Genomic DNA, 24,390 nt, shown 5'->3' on the forward strand with positions numbered 1-24,390 from the left:
TCCTTATAACTCTGCAATTACTGCTTTTGTAAACTGTTCTGTAGTAGCATTTCCTTGAATATCAGGAGTTACACATTTTCCTTTAGCTACCACTTTCGCTAACGCTTCTCTTAATTGATCTGCTTTTGCTTTTTCACCCATTGCTTCTAACATTAAACCAAACGCTAATAATAATGCACTTGGATTTGAAATTCCTTTACCAGCAATATCTGGTGCACTACCATGCACTGCTTCATAAATACGGAACTCATCTCCAATATTTCCACTTGGTGCAAAACCTAAACCACCAACTAATCCTGCACATAAGTCTGAAACAATATCTCCATATAAGTTAGGAGCTACTAAAACATCATATTTTTCAGGACGAATAACTAGTTGCATACACATGTTATCCACAATTACTTCTTCCATCTCTATTTCTGGATAATCTTTTGCTACACTACGGAAAGCTTCTAAAAATAATCCATCTGTATATTTCATAATGTTTGCTTTATGTACTGCTGTTACTTTTTTACGTCCGTTTGCTTTTGCATAATCAAAAGCATAACGACATATTTTTTCACTAGCTTGACGTGTAATTAATTTTACTCCGTTTGCCATATCTTTGGTAACCATATATTCGATACCTTTATATAAATCTTCTGTATTTTCACGAATAATGACTAAATCAACATCTTCATATTTTGAATTAATTCCTTGAAAACTACGGATTGGTCGAACATTCGCATAAGTATCAAATTGTTGTCTTAAGGCAACATTCACACTACGAAAACCTGTTCCAATTGGTGTTGCTGTAGGACCTTTTAAAGCCCATTTATATTCATTAATAGCGTCAATTAATCCTGGTTCAAATACTTCTTTAGTCTTAAGACCATATTCAGCTCCAGCTTGAAATGTAACCCATTCAATGCCTGTTTGTAATGCTTCACTTACCATTTCTACACTCTTTGATATTTCATGCCCAATTCCATCACCTGGTATTAATACAGCTTTCATTAAAAGTCTCCCCCTATTTCTTTAATCGCATTTAACAATCCACCATATTCAATCATTACTCTTTCTCTAGAAGATAATGATAAACAAGCTTCAATACTAGTATTTGTAGTACAATTTTTAACTTCTACTACCCCTTTATCTAATGATTCTTTTAAATCACTCATTACATACTCATCTTGATCATTAAAGAAATCATAATCAGATTGTTCAATAACAAATGGTAAAATACCATTATTTATTAAATTAGAACGATGAATTCTTGCAAAAGATATTGCAAAAATAGCTTTTATTTTTAAATAGTTAGGAACTAATGCTGCATGTTCCCTAGAAGAACCTTGTCCATAGTTATCACCACCAACAATAAAACCACCATTGTTATCCATTGCACGTTGATAGAATCCTTCATCTACTTTACAATAAGAGAATTTTGCTAGATGTGGTACATTAGAACGATATGGTAATAATTTAGAATCAGAAGGAACAATATGATCTGTAGAAATATTGTCTCCTACTTTTAATACAACTTTTCCTTTTATAGAATCTGTTAATTTTTCACCACGAGGAACCGGTTTAATATTAGGTCCCATTACTACTGGTGCACTATTATCATATTCATCTAAGAAGAACCCTGCATTTTTTACAAATGGTGTATTAGGAACTTCTGTTAATAACATAGAATCATCAAAATCTAATGATAAATATCCTTTAATTGCACTTAATGCTGCAATTTCAGGTGATACTAAATAAACACTTGCATCATTTGTTCCAGAACGTCCTTTAAAGTTACGATTTATCGTACGTAAAGAAACTCCTTTCGATAATGGTGCTTGCCCCATTCCAATACATGGTCCACATCCACATTCTAAAATACGTGCTCCAGCTTGTACCATTTTTGCTAGTGCTCCATTTTGACTAAGCATTGCAAGAATAGAACTAGAACCTGGTGCAATAACTAATGAAACATCCGGATGTACTGTATTTCCTTCTAATATCTTAGCAGCTTTCATCATGTCTGCAAAAGATGAATTCGTACAACTTCCAATTACTACTTGATTGATTTTTAATCCTTCTACTTCACTTGCAGCTACAACTGCATCAGGACTATGTGGTTTAGCAACCATTGGTACTAACGCACTTAAGTCTACCACTAATTCTTGATGATAAGTAGCACCTTCATCCGCTTGCATTGGAATATAGTCTTCTTCTCTTCCTTGTTGTACTAAATACTCTCTCGTTCTTTCATCACTAGGGAAAATAGAAGTAGTTGCTCCTAATTCTGCCCCCATGTTACAAATAGTAGCACGTTCTGTTAATGATAAAGAAGCTACACCTTCTCCACAATATTCAATAATTTTATTTACTCCACCTTTAACAGTTAATTGTTGTAAGACATATAAAATAATATCTTTTGCACTAACCCAAGATGCTTTTATTCCTTTTAACTCTACTTTAACAACACTTGGACAAGCTAAATAATACTTACCAGAAGCCATTGCTACAGCAACATCTAGCCCTCCTGCTCCAATTGCAATCATACTCATTGCTCCACATGTAGGAGTATGAGAATCTGAACCTACTAAAGTTTCCCCCGCTTTAGAAAAGTTTTCTAATTGTAACTGATGACACACCCCGTTACCTGGTTTTGAAAAAACAATTCCGTGTCTTTTTGCTACACTACGAATAAATTCATGATCATCCATATTTTCAAATCCTGTTTGAAGCATGTTGTGATCAATATAAGCCACTGCTTTCTTTACTGCAACATGATCAATGTCCATTGCTTCTAATTGTAAATAAGCCATTGTTCCTGTTGAATCTTGTGTTAGTGTTTGATCAATCTCTATCGCAATTTGTTGACCAGGTACTAATTCACCCTCTTTTAATTTAGACCCTAATATCTTGTAAGTTAAATTTTTTGCCATTACTTATCCCCCTTCTGTATTATTGTATACAATTATATAAGATTCTACTATGCTTGTAAATAAAAGTGTTTGTTTTTATTTGTTTTATGGTAAAATTAGGCGAGGTGAGTATATGATTATTGAGTGTTCTACTATAAAAAAGTCTTTTCAAGGAGAATATTTATTAAAAGATGTCTCTTTTAAGGTGAATGACCATGATAAGGTTGCAATTATTGGTGTCAATGGAGCTGGGAAAACTACTATTTTAAAGATTTTAGCTGATCAATTAGAATATGATAGTGGTTCTGTTTTTAAGAATAAAGATTTATCAATTGGATATTTAAGCCAACAACATGATTTAGATAATAATAAATCTGTTTATCATACTGCATTAGATGTTTTCCAACATCTAATTGATTTAGAAAATAAGATTAGAGAATTAGAAATACAAATGTTAGATGACCATCGTCCATCTGTGATGGATTTATATGATAAACTATCTCATTCTTTTAGTCAACAAGATGGGTTTTTTTATGCTAGTAAAATAGAAGCTGTTTTAAAAGGATTAGGCTTTGTAAAAGAAGAGTTTGATAATTTAGTATGTACTTTATCTGGTGGCCAAAAAACACGTTTAGCTCTTGCTAAACTATTGTTACAAGAGCCTTCTTTATTGTTATTAGATGAACCTACGAATCATTTAGATGCAAGTGCTATTTCTTTTTTAGAGGGTTATTTAAAAGGATATCCTCATGCTATTGTTTTTGTTTCTCATGATCGATATTTTATTAATCAAATATCTACTGTTATTATTGAAATAGAGAATGGTAAATCAATGACTTATGCATGTAATTATGAAACTTATTCTATTCGTAAACAACAATTACGTACGATTGAATTAAATCATTATATGAATCAACAAAGAGAACTAAAGAAGATGCAAGATAGTATTGATCAGTTAAAATCTTTTAATCGTGAAAAGTCTATTAAAAGAGCAGAATCAAAAGAAAAACAACTTGCTAAAATAGAACGTATTGATAAACCTGAAAGTTTACCTAGTAATATAACCATTAACTTTGTTCCTAGATTAGTATCTGGTTTTGATGTTTGTAAAGTAGAGAATTTAACAATGAGTTATGAACAACCTTTATTTAAAGATATTACTTTTGATATCCATAGAGGCCAAAGAATTGCTTTAGTAGGTGAAAATGGTATTGGAAAAACTACTTTATTGAAAGGCTTATTAAAATTAAAAGAGATAGATAGTGGTAAGATCCGTTTAGGTGCAAAAGTAGAAATGGCCTATTATGATCAAGAACATACTTCTTTATCTTTAAATAAAACTATTTTCCAAGAAATAAGTGATACTTATCCTAAAATGACAAATACAGAAATTCGTAATATTTTAGCGTTATTTAATTTTAGAAGTGATGATGTATTTAAAGAAATGTTTGCTTTATCTGGTGGTGAAAAAGGACGTGTTGTTTTAGCTAAATTATTATTACAACAAGCTAACTTTTTAGTATTAGATGAACCTACTAACCACTTAGATATTTCTTCAAAAGAAGTATTAGAAGATGCTCTATTGGGATTTGAAGGATCGATTCTTTTTATTAGCCATGATCGTTATTTTATTAATAAAATAGCTACTAAGATTATAGAGCTAACTCCTAGTGGTGCTATTCTATATGATGGTAATTATGAATATTATCTAAATCATAAATATGTCCAAGAAACAACCAAAGCTCCGATAGTGACACAAAGCAAGGTTGCACGTAATGAATCGAAAAAACAAAAAAATGAACTTCGTAAACTAGAAAGAGAAATTGCTCAATTAGAACAACAATTAGAACAATTAAAACTAGAGATATTAAAAGAAGAAATTATTAATAACTATGTAGCTTACAATGAATGCACTACATCCATTGAAGCAATAGAAAAACAATTAGAACCTTTATTAGATGATTGGTTAGCACTGCAAGAGTAGTGCTTTTTTTGCACAGAAAAAGGAAACGTAAAGTTTCCTTTTATTCTTGAATTAATTTTGCATAAATACACAAGTCTTCATTTAAATAACTAGAATAATTATAAACTGTATATTCTTCATCTTGATACCAACCATCAAAAGTAGTTCCATCTACTTCAGGATCTTCTAGATTAAACTTACTACCTGCTAAATAAGTATATGTTGTTTCAACACCATCTACTACTGTAGTCAATGTATAAGTTGTAAAATCAACTCCTTGAGTAATTGCTTCTTCACTAATTTCGTCACTTGTATAGCATCCTTCTATGCTTCCAACATCACTTTGAATAGCTAACAAACGAACCATTTCTGCTTCTTGACTTCTTAGTTCCATCTCCTTATATTCTGTATCATCTGTAGAAGAACTTACAAAAGTAGCATATTCACCCAATCCTGATATTTCAAAAGTATAACCTGCTTCACAACTATATTCTTGATATGCATCACTTGCTTCATCTGTTGCAATCATCGCAACTTCTCCTGCATAACAATAAGCTCTTGACATACCTGTATATCCACCATCATAACTAAATACACCAAATAGTGTTCCACTTGTTGTAATCATTGAATTCACTGTTTCTATGGCATATTCATCATTGCTAGATACTTCTGCTACCAAGTATCCATTCGATAAGTTAATCGATACACCTGAATCAATAGTATTGATTGTTATAATTGAGGTTTCCCCTACATAAAGAATATCACTTCCATTTACTTCTAATTGTAGATAAGCATCCGATCCAACTGTAATACTGTCTCCTACATTTATACTCATCCCTTCATAAACATAAGTAGTAGTATCATCACTACTAATCGTTGATTCCCCATATAAATCTACTACTTCTATTCCTGTACTACTAGAACCAGAACTAGAACTTCCTCCAGAAGAATCATTACCACATCCTACCAAAGTAAAAGATAACATAACTACTAAAAAAGTTTTTATTATTTGTTTCATTTTTTATCCTCCTTGTAATATAGTACCATTATATCACCTTTTTTTAACTTTGCTTCTTTTTTTATCTTTTACTTCCTTTTCTTTTTTTGTAAAAATTCTATAAAGTAGGGATGCTATGTTATATTATCGGTGTAAAGAGGAGGTATTATATGATACATAAACAATTAAAAGACTTTCCTAAAGATTTTCTTTGGGGTGCATCTACTTCTGCTTACCAAGTAGAAGGTGCAAACTTAATTGATGGAAAAGGTCCATCATGTCAAGATGTAAAAGAAATTCCTGAAGGTACTTCAGATTTAACTGTGTGTGCAGATCATTATCACCATTATGCACAAGATATTGCTTTAATGGCAGAAATGGGTTTTAAAACATATCGTTTTTCGATTGCTTGGACACGTTTGATTCCAGAAGGAACAGGTGCTATCAATCCTTTAGGTGTTGAATTTTATAACAACTTAATTAATGAATGTTTAAAACATAACATTGAACCATTAGTAACGATGTTCCACTTTGATATGCCAGCTGCTCTAGACAATAGAGGAAGTTGGTCAAATCCTGAATCAGTAGATTGGTTTGTAAACTTCGCAAAAGTAATGTATGAAAACTTTGGTGATCGTGTTAAATACTGGTTAACTATCAATGAACAAAACATGTTAACTTTAGTTGGTCCTGTTATTGGTACATTACATGTACCAGATGGATGTACGAATCTAATGAAAGAAATCTATCAACAAAATCATCATATGTTAGTAGCTCAAGCCAAAGCAATGGCTTTATGCCATGAAATGATTCCTGGTGCTAAAATTGGTCCTGCTCCTAATATTTCATTAGTATATTCTGCAAGCTGTAAACCAGAAGATACGTTAGCTGCTCAAAATGCGAATGCATTACGTAGTTGGTTATATTTAGATATGGCAGTATATGGTGTTTATAATAACTTAGTATGGTCATTCTTAGAAGAAAATGATGCTTGTCCAACATTTGCTCCTGGTGACGAGGAAGCATTAAAATCTGGACATCCTGATTTTATTGGTTTCAATTATTATAATACTAGTACGGTGAAATGGACAGATGGGAATACTCAATTAACTGGTAATCAAGATCAACAAACAACTCGTGGGGAAACTGGATTCTTTGAAGGAGTTGATAATCCTAATTTATTAAAAACTGAATTTGGTTGGGAAATTGATCCTATGGGATTTAGAGCGACTGTTCGTGAAATGTATTCAAGATATCGTTTACCTATGATTGTTACGGAAAATGGATTAGGTGCTTATGATAAACTAACAGAAGATGGGAAAGTACATGATAACTATCGTATTGAATATTTAAGAAAACATATTGAACAAGTTCAATTAGCGATTAGTGATGGTTGTGAAATGATGGGTTATTGTCCTTGGTCTGCTATCGATTTAATTTCTACTCATGAAGGTATGGTGAAACGTTACGGATTTATTTTTGTAGACCGTGAAGAGTTTGATTTAAAAACATTAAAACGTTATCGTAAAGATTCTTTCTATTGGTATAAAAAAGTAATTGCAACAAATGGAAATGATTTAACAGATTAAGTAAAAAAGCTATGATTTCATAGCTTTTTTGTTTATACTAGTGCCGAGGTGATTTTTTGAAGAAATTTGTTTATTTTATTCCTGTGATTTTATGGATGTGCTTTATTTTTTATATGTCGCAACAAACAGGATCTGATTCTAGTTCGATGTCGAATAGTATTTTAGAAATAGTGATTCGTTTTATTCCTATTCCTGAAAATATTTTAACGATGCTTATTCGTAAAAGTGCTCATATGTTTGAATACTTTGTTTTATTTATTTTATTGTTTATTGCATATTATAAAAGCCAATCTAAATATAGGTATCTTACAAGTTATATCATTACTGTACTTTATGCTTGTAGTGATGAAATACATCAATTATTTATCCCTGGTAGACAAGCTGCTATCTTTGATGTGATGATTGATTCTTTTGGAGCATTGATTGGTGTGTTATTTGTCTATCTCCTTTTAAAATACATAGCCAAACGAAGTAACTAATTTTATACATAGAAAAAATCAACGTCTATCGTTGATTTTTTTATGTTTAATCAATACTATCTATATCTGTTAATTCATCAACACCTATATCTTGTAAATTAACTGTTCTTCTTGCAATACGATGATCTTCTGATGCTTTAATAATAAAGTCTTTAACTTCTCTAGCATTTTTTATATGTACTAATGTTAGTGTTGGATGGGTTGTATCACCAGTATGACACTCTATTGTTCCTAATCCAAATATTCTTTCAAACAAAGATGATTTTAATGTACAGTCTTGTATTTTATACATATAACAATCATTTTCTTTTCTATTTAAGAATCCTTCTCTTATTGTTAATTGTTCTTTTTCTACTGTATAAACTGTAAAACTAAATGGTAAGGCAAAGAATACTATTCTTTTTCTTTCTACATAACTCATATCACTACCTCCTAGCTATATGCTATCACAATTCTAATCTTTTAACAAATCTAATTTTCTAAAGACACGTTTCTGGAATTTCATAAAAATTCCCATACTTGGACCAAATATAAGCGCACTAATAATCGTTCCCTCACGAATAATCATATCAATCCCACAAAGCAAGCACATACTCACTACAAAGATGACACAAACAACATCGACAAGTTGTCTAACTACATGGAATTTAATACCTGTTTTCTTCGTAACGGCCATACATGCTCCCTCTAGTGCCATTGTAATGATATCTAATACCATGACCATCCCTACTGAAAAAGAACATCCTATAATTCCAACTAAAAACAATAAAAAGTTACCAACATAACTACTTATAACAAGTGGTCCTAAGACTGTATAGTATGTAAAATTAATAACAACCCCTAATAATAAACTAACTGGTATTTGTCCTAAATGAAAAATAGTAAACTCTTTTTTTAATATTACTAATTGAATAAAAACACAAATACTGTTTGCAACAATAGATACTGTTCCTATTTGTATCATTGTTAATTCACTAAATAATTTTGTATTCGCATCATAGGGTCCTAACCCTATATCTGCCTTCATTGTAAAAGCACAAAACATACCAATAAGTGCTACTGAAAAAATTAAAACCCCAACCCTTTTAACTTGCTTCATTCCTATCTCCTTATGTAACAGCTATCATTATAACAGTTTAAAATATTTTTAAAAGATGAAACCGCTTTTTTATCAAAAAAACACATCCTATCAAAGGATGTGTTTTAGATTAAGATATTGTTATTTAGCGAATTTGTTTTCGTAATCCCAAATATCTCTTAAGATTTGTTCCATATCATTTACTAATGGCATTCTTGGGTTAGCTGGAGTACATTGATCTTCATATGCATTCATAGCCATTCTATGGATTGCTCCATCCCATTCAGCTTTATCAATACCTTGAGATTTGATATTGCTTGCAATACCTACTGATAAACATAATTTCTCACATGCATCAGCAAACATAGTTACACCTTCAGCAGGAGTTTTAGGATTTAATCCAATTAATTGAGCTAATTCCATATATTTGATATCTGCTTGGTATTTTTCGATTTTTGGCCAAATATTTAATTTAGTTGGAATAGTACCATTGTAACGAATTACATGTGGTAATAAGATACCATTTGTACGTCCATGAGGTACATGGAATTCTCCACCAATTTTATGAGCTAATGAGTGATTCATTCCTAAGAATGCATTCGCAAATGCCATACCTGCGATAGTAGCAGCATTATGCATTTTTTCTCTAGCAACTGGATGAGTAGTTCCTTCTTTTACTGATAATTCTAAGTAATCAAATACTAATTTAACTGCTTGTTTTGCCCAACCATCTGTGAAATCAGATGCTAAGATAGAAACATAAGCTTCTACTGCATGAGTTAAAACGTCAATTCCTGTATCAGCAGCGATTTGTGGTGGTAAACTCATTACGAATGTAGGGTCTACGATTGCTACAGTTGGAGTTAAAGCATAGTCAGTTAATGGATATTTTTTGTTTTCTTTTGTATCAGTGATAACTGAGAATGGTGTTACTTCTGAACCTGTTCCTGATGTTGTAGGGATACAGATTAATTTAGCTTTTTTACCTAATTCAGGGAATTTGAAAGCACGTTTTCTAATGTCCATGAATTTTTGTTTAATATCATTAAAGTTTACTTCTGGGTTTTCATATAATAACCACATTACTTTAGCAGCATCCATTGAAGATCCTCCACCTAAAGCAATAATAGTATCAGGTTTGAAGTTATTCATTACAGCTAAACCTTTTTCAACTGTATCGAAACTTGGATCTGGTTCTACATCGAAGAATAATTCTAAATCTAATTTTTCTTGTCTTCTTCTTAAAGCATCTTCTACTTTTTCTACATAACCAAGGTTATACATACCTTTGTCAGTAACGATCATAACTTTACCTAATTTTTTCATATCTCTTAAATATCTAATTGAATTTTTTTCAAAATAGATTTTTGGAGGAAGTTTCACCCATTGCATATTGTTGTTACGTCTCCCGATTCTTTTAATGTTAATTAAGTTAACAGCACTAACATTGTTAGATACTGAGTTTGATCCATAAGAACCACATCCTAAAGTTAATGAAGGGATGAAGGCATTATAAACTGAACCAATTCCACCGAATGTAGATGGTGCATTTTCAATAATACGGATTGCTTTACATGCTTTACCAAAAGCAAGAGAGATATCTGAATCTTGTGTATGGATTGCAGCAGAATGTCCTAAACCATTGAATTCTACCATTGCAGCAGCTTTCGCAATACCATCTTCTGTACTACTAGCTTTTAATACAGCTAATACTGGAGATAATTTTTCTCTAGTTAATGGTTCATTTGGTCCTACTTCACCACATTCAGCACAAATGATTTGTGTGTCTGCAGGTACAGTGAATCCAGCTTGTTCAGCGATCCAAGCAGCAGGTTTACCAACAACGTTTGCATTTAATTTTGCTTCGTTTACGTTAGTAGCACCAGATTGTACTCCAAACATATAGTTTTCTAATTTTGTTTTTTCGTCTTTGTTTACAAAATATACTTTGAAACGTTTCATTTCAGTAAGGAATGCTTTGTAAATTTCTTTATCTACGATAGCAGCTTGTTCAGATGCACAAATCATACCATTATCGAAAGATTTTGATAAGATAATGTCATTTACAGCTCTATCTAATACACATGATTTTTCTACATAAGCAGGAACGTTACCAGCCCCAACACCTAATGCAGGTTTACCACATGAATATGCAGCTTTTACCATTGCATTACCACCAGTTGCTAAGATTGTAGCAATTGTTGGATGATTCATTAATGCACTAGTTGCATACATTGATTTTAAATCTAACCATTGAATACAGTTTTCTGGAGCACCAGCTGCAACAGCTGCGTCACGAATTACTGTAGCTGCCATTACAGAACATGCATGTGCAGATGGATGGAATGAGAAGATAATTGGATTTCTTGTTTTTAAAGAAATTAATGATTTAAAGATTACTGTTGAAGTTGGGTTTGTTGTTGGTACGATACCACAAACAACACCTACTGGTTCAGCGATTTCAGTGATTCCTAATAAAGGATCTTCATTAATAACACCTACTGTTTTTGTATGACGTAAATTACTTGTTACATATTCACATGCAAATAAGTTTTTTACAGCTTTGTCTTCGAAAACACCTCTACCTGTTTCGTTAACTGCAGCTTCAGCTAAGATACCATGAGCATCTAACCCTGCTACTGAACATTTTGCCACGATGTGGTCTACTTGTTCTTGTGTGAATGAACCAAATTCTTCTAAAGCAATTGCTCCTTTTGCTGCTAATTCAGCAACATGAGCATCTACTTGCTCCGTAGTTGGTTCTACATTGATTTTTTCAACTTTTTTTTCTGCCATTTTCATTCTCCTTGTTTATTGTGAAAAAATTATTTTAATTACACGGTTATAATACATGATGAATATTTAAATTACAAGTACTTTTTGTTGTTTTTTTAAATGTAAACTCTTACATTTAAAAAAAGTGATACAAAAAAAAGAAACTATCTAATTTCTTTTATTTGTTCTAAAATAACTTGACCTATTCCAGGTTGGTTATGTGATGAAATTGTATGATTTGCGACCTCTTTAATCATATCCATTGCATTATCCATGGCATAACTATTTGGTGTTAGTTTTAACATTTCTAAATCATTTTCACTATCCCCAAAGATTAATACTTCCTCAGGATCAATCGCTAACTCTTCCATAATACTTTTTACTCCATCTGATTTATTAATACCATGAGGCATTATTTCATACCATCCTGGTGATACTGTCATAACAGAGTAATCTTTTAATAAGCTACGCACTTTTTTTGAATTTGTTAAAAAGAAAGTAGGACATTGTACACACATTTTTGTAACTCCATCAAAAGATTCTTCATAAGGACTAAATCTAGGACTAGGTAAACGTCCATCATATCCACTACTTAATAACCTTTTTTGTAAAAAACTATTATTCATAATCCAATGGATCATTCTTCCACCACTGATATAACTTGCATTATCATGGAATGCAAAAGCTATATATCCTAATTTAGCTGCTGCTTGTTTTACCACTGTTACATCTGCTCTTGTTAAACCTTCATTAATTATGACTTGTTTATCGCTAAAACGATATCTTTGTAAACCATTCACAGTTACTAAATAACCATTATTATAAGTATCCATTCCTAATTTAGAATAAATATGTTCTAAACCAACCATATTTCTACCAGTTGCTAGAACCAATACAACACCATTCTCTTGTACTGTTTTTAAGACTTCTACATTTTCTTCTAGAAGCTCTTTGTTTTTGTCTAATAATGTGCCATCTAAGTCACACACGACCATTTTTATCATATTACACCTCATTCTATTACCCCTATATATTAAAAGAGAAGTGCCATTTTGTAAAGTTTTTTTTATTTTCACAAAAAAAAGGATATCCAAAGATATCCCTTATATTCAATTAAACACCAAATAATAAATCAACGTAAGTTGGTACTGGCCAATAGTCAGCTCCCACTACTTCTTCAATAGCATCTACAGTTGAACGTAATTCTTGTAATCCACCGAATACATCATCTTTCCAAGCTGCAGCTTGTGCCATCATATCTTCTTCCATTGCTTCACATCCACTAATGTTAGATTCTAATGTCGCCATTTGTTCTTTCATTGTTTTAATTAAACAAGCTAAACCATCCACATCTTCTTTTAAGAAGTCTGCATCGATTTCTGCTTCTTTTGCAACTACATAAGAAGTACTAATTGATTCTAAATATTTTATTGCAGCAGGATATAATTGAGTTTTAGCCATTTTTAGACCAGTTAATCCTTCTACACGAATTGTTTTTGAATAATTTTCTAATAAGATTTCTAAACGAGATTCTAATTCTACTGCACTATATACACCTAAACCATCTAATAAGTCGATGTTTTTAGCTTCTTCTAAACATTTTAAAGCATCAACTGTATTTTTGTTGTTAGCTAAACCACGTTTTGTAGCTTCTTCTTCCCATTCTTTTGAATAACCATCTCCATTAAAGATAATACGTTTATGTTCCGTAATAAATTCTTTTACTACTTCTGCTAATGTTTTACCACCTTCAATTCTATCAGCCATTTCATTCATTGAATCAGCTAAGATAGCATTTAAGATTGTATTTGGACCAGCAACAGATTGAGCAGATCCTACCGCTCTAAACTCAAATTTGTTTCCAGTGAAAGCAAATGGAGAAGTTCTATTACGATCTGTATTGTCTTTTGCAAATGTTGGTACTACTGCAACACCAGTTTCAAAACGAGTATCACCACCACTTACCATCGCATCACCACTACAAACAGATTCAACTAATGCATCTAATTGAGAACCTAAGAACATTGAAACGATAGCTGGTGGGGCTTCATTTGCACCTAAACGGTGATCATTTCCAGCACTAGCAATTGACATACGTAATAAATCAGCATATTTATCAACCGCTCTAATAGTACAAGCTAATGTAGCTACGAAAGGCATATTTTCGCTTGGGTTACTACCTGGGTTAAATAAGTTAATTCCTGTATTTGTAATAACAGACCAGTTATCATGTTTCCCTGAACCATTAACACCTGCAAATGGTTTTTCATGTAATAAACAACGTAAACCATGTTTTTTAGCAATGTCTTGCATTACTTGCATTAATAAGTGATTATTATCTGTTGTAATATTTACTTTTGAATATACACAAGCAACTTCATGTTGTGCAGGAGCAACTTCATTATGTTTTGTTTTTGAAGGAATTCCATATTTCCATAATTCTCTATCTAATTCATCCATGAATGCACCAACTTTACGTTTAATGCTTCCAAAATAATGATCTTCTAACTCTTGACCTTTTGGTGCCATAGCTCCAAATAAAGTTCTACCAGTTAATTTTAAGTCCATTCTTTCTTGGAAGAATTTATCATCTACTAAGAAATATTCTTGTTCTGCACCTACAGATGCAGTTACTTTTGTAACACCATCAGCTCCAGTGAAAGGCATTAAACGAACTGCTGCTTTTGATAAAGCATCACATGAACGTAATAAAGGAGTCTTTTTATCTAATGCTTCTCCTGTGTATGAACAGAATAATGTTGGAATATATAAAGAACCGTCTTTTACGAATGCTGGTGAAGTACAATCCCATGCTGTATATCCACGAGCTTCGAATGTAGCACGTAATCCCCCTGATGGGAATGATGATGCATCTGGTTCTCCTTTTCTTAATGTTTTACCACTAAATTCTAAAATAGCTTTTTCTCCTGATGGTTCTAAAAACGCATCATGTTTTTCAGCTGTTAAACCAGTCATTGGCATAAACCAGTGAGTAAAATGAGTAGCACCATGTTCTACAGCCCATACTTTCATCGCATTTGCAACAACAGTTGCTGTTTCTTTTGATAATTCTTCCCCATTATCTAAAGCTTCATGGAATGCTTTATATGTTGATTTAGGAATACGTTCTTTCATAACCTCATCACCAAATGTCAAACATCCATATTGATCCATTAAGTCTTTTAATTCCATATAATTACCCTCCGTTTTTAGTTTTCTTGACGCTATTATACAATTATGGTATTCGCTTGTCAATCCTAAAATAATATTTTTTTATCATAATAACACTAAATTATTAACATAAAGAAAAGCACCAACCGGTGCTTATAAAAGACTTACAAAATAGGCAACATATGTTAACAACATAATTATTGCTCCAGACTTTCTTAACTTTAATTCTGAATTAATACAAACAAAGAATAATATTAATGCTCCAATAGCAACTAAACCATCTACAATAAAACTACTTTCAAAAGTAATAGCAGTTGGTGACACTAAAGCTGTCGTTCCTAACACAAATAAAATATTAAAAATATTACTTCCTATAATATTACCAATCGTAATATCTGTTTTCCCTTTTAGTGCAGCCATTGCAGAAGTAATCAATTCTGGCAATGAAGTACCAAAAGCAACAATAGTTAAACCTATTAAACGCTCACTAACACCTAACGTAGTTGCAATAGCAGTAGCACTATCAATTGTTAAATCACTACCCACCACAATAGCAACAATACCCCCTATTGCAAAAATAATTAACTTAGGGAACGTATCCTTTTCATCCAATTCTTCTATTTCATCAACAGAACCTTCTCCACTTTTTACTAAACGATATAAATAATACATAAAGCCTAAAAAGATAACCCATAATATAACACCATCCATAAAGTCAATACTGTTACCTAACTTACCTAACACTACCAACACCAAAGTAATAACCATCACAAAAGGAATTTCATAACGATATGTATTTTTCTTTAACCCTAAAGGCGCTAGAATCCCTGCAATCCCTAAAATTAATAAAATATTCATAATATTACTTCCAATAACATTACCAACAGCTAAATCAACACTACCAGCCATGGCACTTGTAATACTAATTGCAGCTTCTGGAGCACTTGTTCCAAATGCTACAATCGTTAAACCAATTACTATTTGTGGAATATGAAACTTAGCAGCAATCTTAGATGCTCCTTCAACAAACTTATCTGCTCCTTTTATTAAAATAAAGAAACCTACTAGTAAAAACAATACCTCTTTTAACATACTATTCTCCTATCAACCCAAAATGTTTCATTGCTTTTGTAACACCTTGGTTTTCTACTCTATCCGTAATATAATCACTAACATCCTTTGCTGCTTGGCAACCATTCCCCATTGCAATACCCACATTCACATAATCTAACATTTCTAAATCATTCGATCCATCACCTAGTGCTACCGTATCTTCTTGATGACGACCGATTGCTTCCACTAGTTTTTGAATCCCTATTGCTTTTGATTGTCCTTTTAATGTTAAATCAAAAGAAAGTTCTCCATATCCTATTCTAGTATGATGTTGTTGAACATCAAAGTATGGCGATAATACTTCTTTCATTCTTTCTGCCTGTTCTATCTTTACAACAATCATCGCTAAATAAACTTCAATATCTTCTAATACAAACTTATCTTTTACTACTTCATCACGCATTCCCCAATCATCACGGAATTTTCTATGAACTGGATGAGTTTGATCTAATACATAAATAAAATCATTTCCTTCTAAATAATAAGTCATATCAAATTCTCTAGCTAATGTATCAATTGCTTTTAATGCTTCTAATGGTAATACACTTTTATATACTTCTTTATTTTGATAAGTAACATATGCCCCATTACATGTTACTAACCCACTAAAATCATAATCTTTTACCCCTGGTGTAATAAAGCAAGGACATCTACCTGTTGCTAAAAAAACATCATGATTATTTTGTTTTAATTGGTCTAATGTTTGACGAACTTCATCAGGAATACGAAAGATTCCTATATTACAGTCTATTAATGTTCCATCAACATCAAAGAAAACCATTTTTTCTTTCATTTATTAATCTCCTTTACGTGAATTGAAAAAAAGAATGCTAAGCATTCTTATATCATTTTTTCTAGTTGAACTAATTCAACTTCCATTGGTGTTAAGTTACCTAAGAAATCTACTAATACTTTTGCAATTTCTTTTTCCATGTCAATTGATTCAACACGACCAGATTTTCCTACAAAAGGCCCTTGAATAATATTCACTTCATCACCAACAGTAAAGTCTAAATCTACTGCTGTTTTTAATCCCATTTTCTTTAAAATTGGATCAAGTTCATGTTTTTGAAGTGGGAATGGTTTCGCTCCCCCACCAGAAGAACCAATAAATCCAGTTACTCCTGAAGTATTACGAACTACATACCATGCTTCATCTGTCATAATCATTTCAACTAAAACATATCCTGGGAACATGTTTTTTGTTTTATTAATCTTTTTACCATCTTTAATCTCAGTTTCTACATGTTCAGGAATTAAGATTTGAAATAATAAATCTTGTAATCCCATTGATTCCACACGTTTCTCTAAGTTTTCTTTTACTTTGTTTTCATGACCAGAGTATGTATTAACAACATACCACTGTCTTCCTTCATCATTCATTCCTGCCATATTAGTTAGTCCCCAATGCTTTTAAAATCAATGCAATGATTGCGTCACCTGCATAAAAGAATAATGCCATAACAAAACAGAATACTAAAACTGTAAAAGAATTTTTAACTAATTCTTTTTTTGATAACCAGCTAACTTGTTTTGCTTCACTTTTAATTGCTTTAATACTAAACCACTCTTTAAATTTCATAGAACCTCCTACTTTGTTTCCTTATGTACTGTATGTTTATCGCATTTTTTACAATACTTTTTTAACTCTAATCTTTCAACATTAACACGTTTGTTTTTTGTCATAGAATAATTTCTAGATAAACATTCGCTACATACTAAAATTATTTTTTGTTTCATTTTTATCAACTCTTTCTCGCTATTATAATCTAGCACAAATTAGAAGTAGAGTCAATTAGATTTGCAATAACCTAACTTTTTTTGTAGGCGATACATTGCATTATAAACCACTTTTACATCTACATCCAAATATCTAGCAATTTCCCATTGCATATACCCTTCTAATTTCCAGGCAATAACTTGTTGTTCTAATGGTGAACATTGTTCTAATATTTGTTGATTATAGTAGGTAGTTTCTTCTTTTACAATTAATTGTACACTAGGTTGATAGGTTTGTTTTTGATCTTCTACAATAGCCTCATTACTATAACCATACAAACTAATTTCATCTAAAGCAATCGCTCCATCATAAAATCGTTCTTTTTCTAGATACTGTTTTCTAGTTGTACTATAAACTTGATTTTTTATTACTTTTGCTAAATAAGTCTTCAACATACAATTTAAATCCACTCGATATTGATACATTGCTTTATTACATAATACCCAACTATTTTGACAAACATCTAAATACTCATTATGATCTCTCATATAAATATGTAATGATAAAACAATTCTTTCGACATAACAATATGTCCAATCACATAACATCTTTTCTGCAACCAAACATCCTTGTCGACACAAATACAATAGCTCCTCCTCATTGTAACAATCCATGTTACCTCCTCTCTGCTATAGAGGGTGACGAGATTGATGTACTTGATATAAAAGTACTGCAGTAGCAACTGAAACATTTAATGATGTAACATGCCCAGTCATTGGAATAATAACATGTAAATCACATGTCTTACTCACTAGTCTTGAAATTCCTTCTCCTTCAGAACCCATTACTAAGGCTACTGGCATATTATAATCTACTTGACGATAATCTTGTGCTTTGTCGCTTAAATCGCAACCAACTACCCAGTATCCTTTCTCTTTTAACGATTCTAATGTTTTTGTTAAATTAGTAACACTTGCTACTTTTACATGATCAATAGCTCCTGTTGATACTTTGGCAACTGTCCCATTTAATTTTACGCTACGATGCTTACCGATAATAACACCATCTACCCCTATTGCATCCGCACTTCTTAAAATAGCACCTAAATTATGTGGGTCTTGTAAACCATCTAATATTAATAATGTTGGTTGTTTCCCGGCTGGAATATCCTTCAGTATTTCTTCCACCTCAAAATACTTATACTCTTCAATACACGCAAGAATCCCTTGATGAACTACCTTACCAACTGCTTGAAAACAAAATTGTTTATCAACCATTTCTACCGGTATATTTTTCTTGCGAGCAAGCTCGATTATTCCACTGTCTTTTTGTAACAAGCATACCTTATGTATCCCTTTGTCACCCTTTAATGCTTCCATTACTGTATTTCTTCCATATATATATTGTTCCATAAATTTCACCTTTTTTCGTCTCGTTTATATCCTACATTTCTCCCATTACTGTTCTTTGTTTTTTTCAAAGAAAGCTAAATACTGTTGAAATATCTCATCAATACGATCCATTTCTTCTAATAAATAATAATGCCCTATAATTGCTTCGAAACCTGTTGAATAACTATGTGCTACTGTTTCATTTTTCGTTCCACTTTTTGTATTACGTCCACGTTTATAAATATCTTCCTCTTCTTTGCTAAACCATGACTCTTTTAATGCTACCTTCATAAATTCCATTTGACCCTTTGCACTTACTAACAATACTGCAGCTTTTTGATAATCGTTTGGTTTTGCAATATCGGTATGACGAATCAAATGATCTCTAACTAATAGCTCTAAATAAGCATCCCCTAAATATGCCAATACTAAGGCATTTGTTAACTCTGGTCGCATTATAATATCCCTTTTTCTATTAATACTGCACGATATTGATCGGCAGATTCGAAGTCCTTTTGTTTTTTTGCTTCATTCCAATTTTGATAAGTTTTACTATCTTCTTCACTTAACATTGGCGTAATAAACATAAACCCTAAAACATCTACCATTTTCATTAGTGTTTCAAAAGCTTCACTAATCGCTATTCCATCTTTTTCTCTTTGACGAAGTAATTGATTTAAGACTTTTACTTGTTCAAGAATAGCTGTTAATGCTAATGAAGTATTTAAGTCATCTTCTAAACAAGCTACCATACTATCTACTGTTTCTTTTTTAAATGATTGTTTTGTTACATTTTCTACTTGTAAATAGACTGTTGCTTGTTTTAAAACATTTTCTACTTTCTCTACTTCTTTTTTTACTGTTTCTAATACTTCATCTGTAAAGTTTAAAGGATTACGGTAATGAGAAGATAACATTAACCATTTATATACATTACATCCTAAATCTGCTACTAAATCTTTTGCCCAAAGGACATTTCCTTTTGATTTCGACATTTTTTCATTATTAATATTAATCATTTGATTATGCATCCATGTATGTGCAATTGGATGATGATGGCAAGCCATTGATTGAGCAATCTCATTTTCATGATGTGGGAACTTTAAATCTTGCCCTCCTCCATGAATATCAATCTTTCCATCTTCAAATATATCATTAATCATAACCACACATTCACTATGCCAACCAGGACGTCCTTTTGACCAAGGACTATCAAAACGAATTCCTTCTTCTGTTTTTTTCCATAAAGCAAAATCAACACTTGCTTCTTTTTTATCATTATCTTCCACACGATCACTAGCCCCAGCCATTAAGTCTTCTACCTTAATCCCTGACAATTGACCATATTCTTTTATTTTAGTAACTCTAAAATAAACATCTCCATCCACACAATAAGCAAATCCATCTTCTACTAAACCTTCAATAAAAGCAATAATTTGATCCATTGTTTCTGTTACTCTTGGTGCATATGTTGGAAATAATAAATTTAATTGACTACGAACATCTTCATAAGCCTTGATATATTTATCTGTTAGTTCTTTTTCACTTATTCCTTCTTTCATAGCAGCTTGAATTATTTTATCATCTACATCTGTAAAATTAGATGCAAAAGTTACATCATAACCTGTATATTCAAACATACGACGTAATACATCAAAAACAATCATTGGTCTTGTATTGCCAATATGTACATAGTTATATACAGTTGGTCCACAAACATAAATACTTACTTCATTTTCTTTCATTGGTACAAATTCTTCTTTTTTATTTGTCAATGTATTAAATAGTTTCATCTTTCTACTCTCCATTTCTATTTAAATAAACTGTTATAATCAATCATTGTGTAGATATAATCTTTATATCTCGCTAACACTTCTCGTACTTCTCTTGTTGTTTGTCCATCATATACAACATCTTGACAAGCTACTCCATAAGCATCTATATCTAATTCTAAGGCAATATACATTGCTCGATATAAATGATAAACTTGCGTTACAATAACAACACTCTCATATTCATCTTTTAACTGATAAATGCTATCATAGGTAGAAAAACCGTAATAATCTTCTACAATAAGAGAACTATCTACTCCTTGATTTAACAAGTAGTTTTTCATAGAAGCAACCTCATCATAATATTCATCACTACTGTATCCACTAACTATAATAGGAATCGAAGGATTCGATTCATATATTTCTATTGCTGTATCTAAACGATCTTGTAACATCGATGAAGGTGTTCCATCACTATAAACACTTGCCCCTAACACCACAATACAATCTATTGATTCATCAACATCACTTACTTCCATTATATAATTCTTTGTAGAAGATATCACAATCTTATTAGTTCCTACTAATAATCCAACTACCAAGAGTATTTGAATAATAAGAATCATTGGTAATCCAATTCGAAAAGATAAATGCTTTGTTTTATGTCGAAATAATTGCATCCCTGCAATTGCTCCTACACTCCCTCCAAGAATCGCAACCAAGAACAATGTTTTTTCTGGTATTCGATACTTATGTCTTATTGCTTTTTGTTTATCTATAAAAAATAAAAACAAAGCAATCACTTGTATCCCTATTAAATAATACAAAATATATTTCATACAAAACTCCTCTTCCACTAAAAAAAGCATGTTATCCTATCTAGACACTTTGTGCTATTCCACCAGATAGTATACTGCTTTCTATTTATCTATTAACGCTAGAATCACGTTCTCTCTTTTCAAGAAACTCAAATAAGTGCACTTCAAATATATTCCACAAGCTATTTCCACCAACAAGCTCTCTCTATTGTTTTCTATATCCTACTCTTCTTATTTATAATTTAACTATGTTTTATCAATTGTAAGTGTTTTTAAAAATGTCGTAATATAATCAATTCTTGACTCATACGTTACTGTATCGGCACGATAAGCATAAATATATGTCTTATCTTCTGAAAAATAAACAATATGTTTAAAACGCATTCCTATATCATTATAATATCCTGTTACTTCATATACCGTAATACCACTTTCCAATATAGGTTGAGATACTGTAACTCCAGTTGCCCCATATTGTTCTAATTCACTAACATAAAAGACCTTTTTTTCATCAGAAGTATTTTCTGTTGCATCATATGTAATCATATATATAAGTAATTCATCATCATCTTGGAATTGAATCGTATTCGATGTAGTCGCAATAGCAGCAGCATCATCCGCTTGATTTGTTAGTGTGAAACTAGATGGATAGTAAAAATCTACTTCCGTTCCCACTTCATATAGCGTTCCTTCTTTTACTACATTCGTTGTCGTACTCTCTTCTTGACAACCCGCAAGCAGAAGTACACAAGCACAGGCAAGCAGCCATTTTATTCTTTTCATGTCTTTTCTCCTTGTCTATATAGCCATTTTGACACAATTTCGCTTTTTTTACAACCTTATTACAGAAATTCAATAGAGTAACTGTATTTTTACATATATTTTAAAATAGCACATATAGTAGGGGGAGGTGAAAAAATGAGTCCAAGAATTTCTTATACCAATAAAGAAGTAGAATTACTTGCACGGATCATCCGTGCAGAAGCTTTGGGAGAAGGGGAAGAAGGAATGTTACAAGCAGGGAATGTTGTAGTGAATCGAGTTGTTGCTACTTGTGATGTATTTAAACGTACCATGAGTATTACAGATGTCATTTATCAAAAGAATGCTTTTTCTGGTGTTGGAACTGCTCTTTTTAATTCAGGTGTCCGACAAATAGACTTAGATCTAGCAAAAAGATTAATAAATGGTTATCGTACTTATCCTGCTTATCGTGCCTTATGGTTTAAAAATCCTGGTAAGAATGTGACTTGTCCCCCTGAATTTTATGGTGTCTTGGCAGGGGAATATCGGCAACATTGCTTTTATAATCCCAAAGATTCACTAAATTGCAATATATAAGGAGAGAAAAATATGAGTTATTTTGATGATTTAAATCCCTATTTAATTCGTGAAGAACAAACAGATCCTCTTAGCAATGAAGAATCTGTTGTTAATCCGGTAGAAGAGTATACAGAAAACATCCTAAAAAACAACATTGGTAAATTAGGTACTTTCTATTTTACGTATACTGGTAGTACAGAATGGCGTGATCGAGTATATCGTGGTGTATTAGAACAAGCTGGTATTGATCATTTTGTTATACGTGATCCCCAAAACAATCGAAGATATTTATTAGCTTCTTTATATTATGTTTGGGCAGAGTTTGATGAAGCATTAAATTATTGATATTTCCTAGGAAATATCGCATAAATAAAAAAAGACTTCTGTCTTTTTTTATTTGTCCCAATGAAAGATAACGAGCCGTGTATACTTCGTATTATGCTCATAACGAGTATTAGTCTTGTTTGGATAAAATTTTATACAAAAGCATACAAATTACAACATAAGCAATCCAACTCAATCCGTAGACAATAACGGAATTTCCAAGCTCTAAAGTTGGTTGAATTATAAAAGAGTATCTACCAATTGTACTTTGTATTAAGTTAAATGTACAAGAGTATGGTATCAATACCAATAACCAAATATTTATAGTCCAAAATTGCTTTTTTGCTTTTTCCTTATATTCACCGATATATTGTCCAACAAAAAATATCATTACACCCATAGCCATCAATATTAAGCCAATCATTACGGAAACTGGCGATTGTTCCTCTACCCAAACTACTATGGCAACAATTAATCCGATAAAATTAAATGCTGTTCCTGCCAATGTAAATATACGTGCATCTGATTTGTCTTTTGTATTCTCTGGCTTTGGTTCGATACCCTTTATTATATAATCTGTTGTAACCTCAAAGTAATCACTTAGTATTGTAATCTTATCAATATCGGGTATACTTTGTTCACTTTCCCATTTTGAAACAGCTTGTCTTGAAACGCCTACCTTGTCAGCAAGTTCTTCTTGCGAAATGCCTTTTACTTTTCTTAAATGTTGTATTCTGTCTGCTATGTTCATAGTTAGCAACTCCTTTCTTTTATGGCTCAATTATAGCAAAACCATCGGTTGCATAACCACCATTTATGCATTGAGATATGTCAACCTACAGTTGCAACTATGTTTTTAGCACTCAAACTAATATAAATAACCTGTATATGCAAATCTTATCACACTAGACTTACTCATTCAATGATGGGTAACAATTAAAAATGCAATTGCTATAACCTCTATAAAAGCTACTTCAGAC

At 31.8% G+C, this 24,390-nt stretch carries 25 protein-coding genes; 5 read left to right on the forward strand and 20 right to left on the reverse strand.

The window, feature by feature from the left end; translation table 11 throughout:
- Window positions 1-3: 3 nt before the first annotated feature.
- Window positions 4-996, reverse strand: a complete 993-nt coding sequence (locus tag LRR82_RS09360) for an isocitrate/isopropylmalate dehydrogenase family protein (protein ID WP_249029164.1) — start codon at window positions 994-996, stop codon at window positions 4-6.
- Window positions 996-2,918 (reverse strand): aconitate hydratase, encoded by a 1,923-nt coding sequence (locus LRR82_RS09365; RefSeq protein ID WP_249029165.1) that lies wholly within the window; start codon window positions 2,916-2,918, stop codon window positions 996-998. Before LRR82_RS09365 ends, LRR82_RS09360 begins: the two co-directional genes overlap by 1 nt.
- A 112-nt stretch (window positions 2,919-3,030) precedes the next feature.
- On the opposite strand from LRR82_RS09365, the gene LRR82_RS09370 reads away from it, so the two are divergent.
- On the forward strand, window positions 3,031-4,881 hold the full coding sequence (locus LRR82_RS09370) for an ABC-F family ATP-binding cassette domain-containing protein (protein ID WP_249029166.1): 1,851 nt from the start codon (window positions 3,031-3,033) through the stop codon (window positions 4,879-4,881).
- 40 nt (window positions 4,882-4,921) lie between these two features.
- On the opposite strand, the gene LRR82_RS09375 is transcribed toward LRR82_RS09370, so the two are convergent.
- The gene (locus tag LRR82_RS09375; protein ID WP_249029167.1) at window positions 4,922-5,878 is read right to left on the reverse strand and encodes an InlB B-repeat-containing protein; all 957 of its coding nucleotides are present in this window, start codon (window positions 5,876-5,878) and stop codon (window positions 4,922-4,924) included.
- A gap of 149 nt (window positions 5,879-6,027) precedes the next feature.
- Here LRR82_RS09375 and LRR82_RS09380 point away from each other — a divergent pair, with 149 nt between their 5' ends.
- Window positions 6,028-7,446, forward strand: coding sequence for a glycoside hydrolase family 1 protein (locus LRR82_RS09380; protein WP_249029168.1), 1,419 nt, complete (start codon window positions 6,028-6,030; stop codon window positions 7,444-7,446).
- 56 nt (window positions 7,447-7,502) lie between these two features.
- The gene (locus LRR82_RS09385; RefSeq protein ID WP_249029169.1) at window positions 7,503-7,925 is read left to right on the forward strand and encodes a VanZ family protein; all 423 of its coding nucleotides are present in this window, start codon (window positions 7,503-7,505) and stop codon (window positions 7,923-7,925) included.
- 46 nt (window positions 7,926-7,971) lie between these two features.
- Here LRR82_RS09385 and LRR82_RS09390 read toward each other — a convergent pair whose 3' ends face one another.
- The 16 genes from LRR82_RS09390 to LRR82_RS09465 all read right to left on the reverse strand — a co-directional run bounded on the left by LRR82_RS09390 (window position 7,972) and on the right by LRR82_RS09465 (window position 22,546).
- Entirely contained in the window at window positions 7,972-8,346 is a 375-nt protein-coding gene (locus LRR82_RS09390; protein ID WP_249029170.1) for a PH domain-containing protein, read from the reverse strand.
- Window positions 8,347-8,379: 33 nt separating this feature from the next.
- Window positions 8,380-9,024 carry a YczE/YyaS/YitT family protein gene (locus LRR82_RS09395; RefSeq protein WP_249029171.1) on the reverse strand — a complete coding sequence of 215 codons (645 nt, stop codon included), beginning with the start codon at window positions 9,022-9,024 and terminating at the stop codon, window positions 8,380-8,382.
- Window positions 9,025-9,144: 120 nt separating this feature from the next.
- Window positions 9,145-11,799: a bifunctional acetaldehyde-CoA/alcohol dehydrogenase gene (gene adhE / locus LRR82_RS09400; protein ID WP_249029172.1), complete on the reverse strand. Its 2,655-nt coding sequence runs from the start codon at window positions 11,797-11,799 to the stop codon at window positions 9,145-9,147.
- A 143-nt stretch (window positions 11,800-11,942) separates the two neighbouring features.
- Entirely contained in the window at window positions 11,943-12,782 is an 840-nt protein-coding gene (locus tag LRR82_RS09405) for an HAD family hydrolase (protein ID WP_249029173.1), read from the reverse strand.
- A gap of 109 nt (window positions 12,783-12,891) precedes the next feature.
- Entirely contained in the window at window positions 12,892-14,970 is a 2,079-nt protein-coding gene (locus LRR82_RS09410; protein WP_249029174.1) for a glutamine synthetase III family protein, read from the reverse strand.
- Window positions 14,971-15,102: 132 nt separating this feature from the next.
- Window positions 15,103-16,041, reverse strand: coding sequence for a calcium/sodium antiporter (locus LRR82_RS09415; RefSeq protein WP_249029175.1), 939 nt, complete (start codon window positions 16,039-16,041; stop codon window positions 15,103-15,105).
- Between the two features lies 1 nt (window position 16,042).
- The gene (locus LRR82_RS09420) at window positions 16,043-16,855 is read right to left on the reverse strand and encodes a Cof-type HAD-IIB family hydrolase (RefSeq protein ID WP_249029176.1); all 813 of its coding nucleotides are present in this window, start codon (window positions 16,853-16,855) and stop codon (window positions 16,043-16,045) included.
- Window positions 16,856-16,902: 47 nt separating this feature from the next.
- Window positions 16,903-17,454 (reverse strand): transcription termination/antitermination protein NusG, encoded by a 552-nt coding sequence (nusG, locus tag LRR82_RS09425; protein WP_249029177.1) that lies wholly within the window; start codon window positions 17,452-17,454, stop codon window positions 16,903-16,905.
- A 1-nt stretch (window position 17,455) separates the two neighbouring features.
- Window positions 17,456-17,644, reverse strand: a complete 189-nt coding sequence (gene secE / locus LRR82_RS09430) for a preprotein translocase subunit SecE (protein WP_249029178.1) — start codon at window positions 17,642-17,644, stop codon at window positions 17,456-17,458.
- A gap of 8 nt (window positions 17,645-17,652) precedes the next feature.
- Window positions 17,653-17,802 (reverse strand): 50S ribosomal protein L33, encoded by a 150-nt coding sequence (gene rpmG / locus LRR82_RS09435; RefSeq protein ID WP_249029179.1) that lies wholly within the window; start codon window positions 17,800-17,802, stop codon window positions 17,653-17,655.
- A 51-nt stretch (window positions 17,803-17,853) separates the two neighbouring features.
- Window positions 17,854-18,456: a hypothetical protein gene (locus LRR82_RS09440; RefSeq protein WP_249029180.1), complete on the reverse strand. Its 603-nt coding sequence runs from the start codon at window positions 18,454-18,456 to the stop codon at window positions 17,854-17,856.
- Window positions 18,457-18,471: 15 nt separating this feature from the next.
- Window positions 18,472-19,194: a 23S rRNA (guanosine(2251)-2'-O)-methyltransferase RlmB gene (gene rlmB, locus LRR82_RS09445; RefSeq protein WP_249029181.1), complete on the reverse strand. Its 723-nt coding sequence runs from the start codon at window positions 19,192-19,194 to the stop codon at window positions 18,472-18,474.
- A 45-nt stretch (window positions 19,195-19,239) separates the two neighbouring features.
- Complete coding sequence (locus LRR82_RS09450; protein WP_249029182.1) at window positions 19,240-19,629, reverse strand: Mini-ribonuclease 3; 390 nt, start codon at window positions 19,627-19,629, stop codon at window positions 19,240-19,242.
- Window positions 19,629-20,966 (reverse strand): cysteine--tRNA ligase, encoded by a 1,338-nt coding sequence (gene cysS, locus LRR82_RS09455; protein WP_249029183.1) that lies wholly within the window; start codon window positions 20,964-20,966, stop codon window positions 19,629-19,631. Before cysS ends, LRR82_RS09450 begins: the two co-directional genes overlap by 1 nt.
- A 17-nt stretch (window positions 20,967-20,983) precedes the next feature.
- Entirely contained in the window at window positions 20,984-21,784 is an 801-nt protein-coding gene (locus LRR82_RS09460) for a DUF1294 domain-containing protein (RefSeq protein ID WP_249029184.1), read from the reverse strand.
- A gap of 225 nt (window positions 21,785-22,009) precedes the next feature.
- Window positions 22,010-22,546 carry a hypothetical protein gene (locus LRR82_RS09465; RefSeq protein ID WP_249029185.1) on the reverse strand — a complete coding sequence of 179 codons (537 nt, stop codon included), beginning with the start codon at window positions 22,544-22,546 and terminating at the stop codon, window positions 22,010-22,012.
- A gap of 135 nt (window positions 22,547-22,681) precedes the next feature.
- Between LRR82_RS09465 and LRR82_RS09470 the strand changes: the two genes are divergently transcribed.
- Both LRR82_RS09470 and LRR82_RS09475 read left to right on the forward strand, forming a co-directional pair.
- The gene (locus LRR82_RS09470; RefSeq protein ID WP_249029186.1) at window positions 22,682-23,104 is read left to right on the forward strand and encodes a cell wall hydrolase; all 423 of its coding nucleotides are present in this window, start codon (window positions 22,682-22,684) and stop codon (window positions 23,102-23,104) included.
- A gap of 12 nt (window positions 23,105-23,116) precedes the next feature.
- Window positions 23,117-23,431, forward strand: a complete 315-nt coding sequence (locus LRR82_RS09475; RefSeq protein ID WP_249029187.1) for a spore coat protein GerQ — start codon at window positions 23,117-23,119, stop codon at window positions 23,429-23,431.
- Between the two features lie 109 nt (window positions 23,432-23,540).
- Here the strand turns inward: LRR82_RS09475 and LRR82_RS09480 are convergent, their stop codons facing one another.
- Window positions 23,541-24,161 carry a helix-turn-helix domain-containing protein gene (locus tag LRR82_RS09480; protein ID WP_249029188.1) on the reverse strand — a complete coding sequence of 207 codons (621 nt, stop codon included), beginning with the start codon at window positions 24,159-24,161 and terminating at the stop codon, window positions 23,541-23,543.
- Between the last annotated feature and the right edge of the window lie 229 nt (window positions 24,162-24,390).

Source organism: Tannockella kyphosi (assembly GCF_021054785.1).
In the GTDB taxonomy this organism is placed as follows: domain Bacteria; phylum Bacillota_I; class Bacilli_A; order Erysipelotrichales; family Coprobacillaceae; genus Tannockella; species Tannockella kyphosi.

What these genes read in the sequence shown, in the direction of transcription:
- LRR82_RS09460 (WP_249029184.1), bottom strand. Translation starts at nt 21,784, where the DNA reads ATGAAATATATTTTGTATTATTTAATAGGGATACAAGTGATTGCTTTG.
- rlmB (WP_249029181.1), bottom strand. Translation starts at nt 19,194, where the DNA reads ATGGAACAATATATATATGGAAGAAATACAGTAATGGAAGCATTAAAG.
- LRR82_RS09380 (WP_249029168.1), top strand. Translation starts at nt 6,028, where the DNA reads ATGATACATAAACAATTAAAAGACTTTCCTAAAGATTTTCTTTGGGGT.
- LRR82_RS09440 (WP_249029180.1), bottom strand. Translation starts at nt 18,456, where the DNA reads ATGGATTGTTACAATGAGGAGGAGCTATTGTATTTGTGTCGACAAGGA.
- LRR82_RS09370 (WP_249029166.1), top strand. Translation starts at nt 3,031, where the DNA reads ATGATTATTGAGTGTTCTACTATAAAAAAGTCTTTTCAAGGAGAATAT.
- LRR82_RS09475 (WP_249029187.1), top strand. Translation starts at nt 23,117, where the DNA reads ATGAGTTATTTTGATGATTTAAATCCCTATTTAATTCGTGAAGAACAA.
- LRR82_RS09470 (WP_249029186.1), top strand. Translation starts at nt 22,682, where the DNA reads ATGAGTCCAAGAATTTCTTATACCAATAAAGAAGTAGAATTACTTGCA.
- LRR82_RS09465 (WP_249029185.1), bottom strand. Translation starts at nt 22,546, where the DNA reads ATGAAAAGAATAAAATGGCTGCTTGCCTGTGCTTGTGTACTTCTGCTT.
- LRR82_RS09360 (WP_249029164.1), bottom strand. Translation starts at nt 996, where the DNA reads ATGAAAGCTGTATTAATACCAGGTGATGGAATTGGGCATGAAATATCA.
- LRR82_RS09365 (WP_249029165.1), bottom strand. Translation starts at nt 2,918, where the DNA reads ATGGCAAAAAATTTAACTTACAAGATATTAGGGTCTAAATTAAAAGAG.
- LRR82_RS09420 (WP_249029176.1), bottom strand. Translation starts at nt 16,855, where the DNA reads ATGAAAGAAAAAATGGTTTTCTTTGATGTTGATGGAACATTAATAGAC.
- secE (WP_249029178.1), bottom strand. Translation starts at nt 17,644, where the DNA reads ATGAAATTTAAAGAGTGGTTTAGTATTAAAGCAATTAAAAGTGAAGCA.
- LRR82_RS09480 (WP_249029188.1), bottom strand. Translation starts at nt 24,161, where the DNA reads ATGAACATAGCAGACAGAATACAACATTTAAGAAAAGTAAAAGGCATT.
- cysS (WP_249029183.1), bottom strand. Translation starts at nt 20,966, where the DNA reads ATGAAACTATTTAATACATTGACAAATAAAAAAGAAGAATTTGTACCA.
- LRR82_RS09450 (WP_249029182.1), bottom strand. Translation starts at nt 19,629, where the DNA reads ATGCGACCAGAGTTAACAAATGCCTTAGTATTGGCATATTTAGGGGAT.
- adhE (WP_249029172.1), bottom strand. Translation starts at nt 11,799, where the DNA reads ATGGCAGAAAAAAAAGTTGAAAAAATCAATGTAGAACCAACTACGGAG.
- LRR82_RS09410 (WP_249029174.1), bottom strand. Translation starts at nt 14,970, where the DNA reads ATGGAATTAAAAGACTTAATGGATCAATATGGATGTTTGACATTTGGT.
- LRR82_RS09375 (WP_249029167.1), bottom strand. Translation starts at nt 5,878, where the DNA reads ATGAAACAAATAATAAAAACTTTTTTAGTAGTTATGTTATCTTTTACT.
- LRR82_RS09395 (WP_249029171.1), bottom strand. Translation starts at nt 9,024, where the DNA reads ATGAAGCAAGTTAAAAGGGTTGGGGTTTTAATTTTTTCAGTAGCACTT.
- rpmG (WP_249029179.1), bottom strand. Translation starts at nt 17,802, where the DNA reads ATGAAACAAAAAATAATTTTAGTATGTAGCGAATGTTTATCTAGAAAT.
- LRR82_RS09405 (WP_249029173.1), bottom strand. Translation starts at nt 12,782, where the DNA reads ATGATAAAAATGGTCGTGTGTGACTTAGATGGCACATTATTAGACAAA.
- LRR82_RS09390 (WP_249029170.1), bottom strand. Translation starts at nt 8,346, where the DNA reads ATGAGTTATGTAGAAAGAAAAAGAATAGTATTCTTTGCCTTACCATTT.
- LRR82_RS09415 (WP_249029175.1), bottom strand. Translation starts at nt 16,041, where the DNA reads ATGTTAAAAGAGGTATTGTTTTTACTAGTAGGTTTCTTTATTTTAATA.
- nusG (WP_249029177.1), bottom strand. Translation starts at nt 17,454, where the DNA reads ATGGCAGGAATGAATGATGAAGGAAGACAGTGGTATGTTGTTAATACA.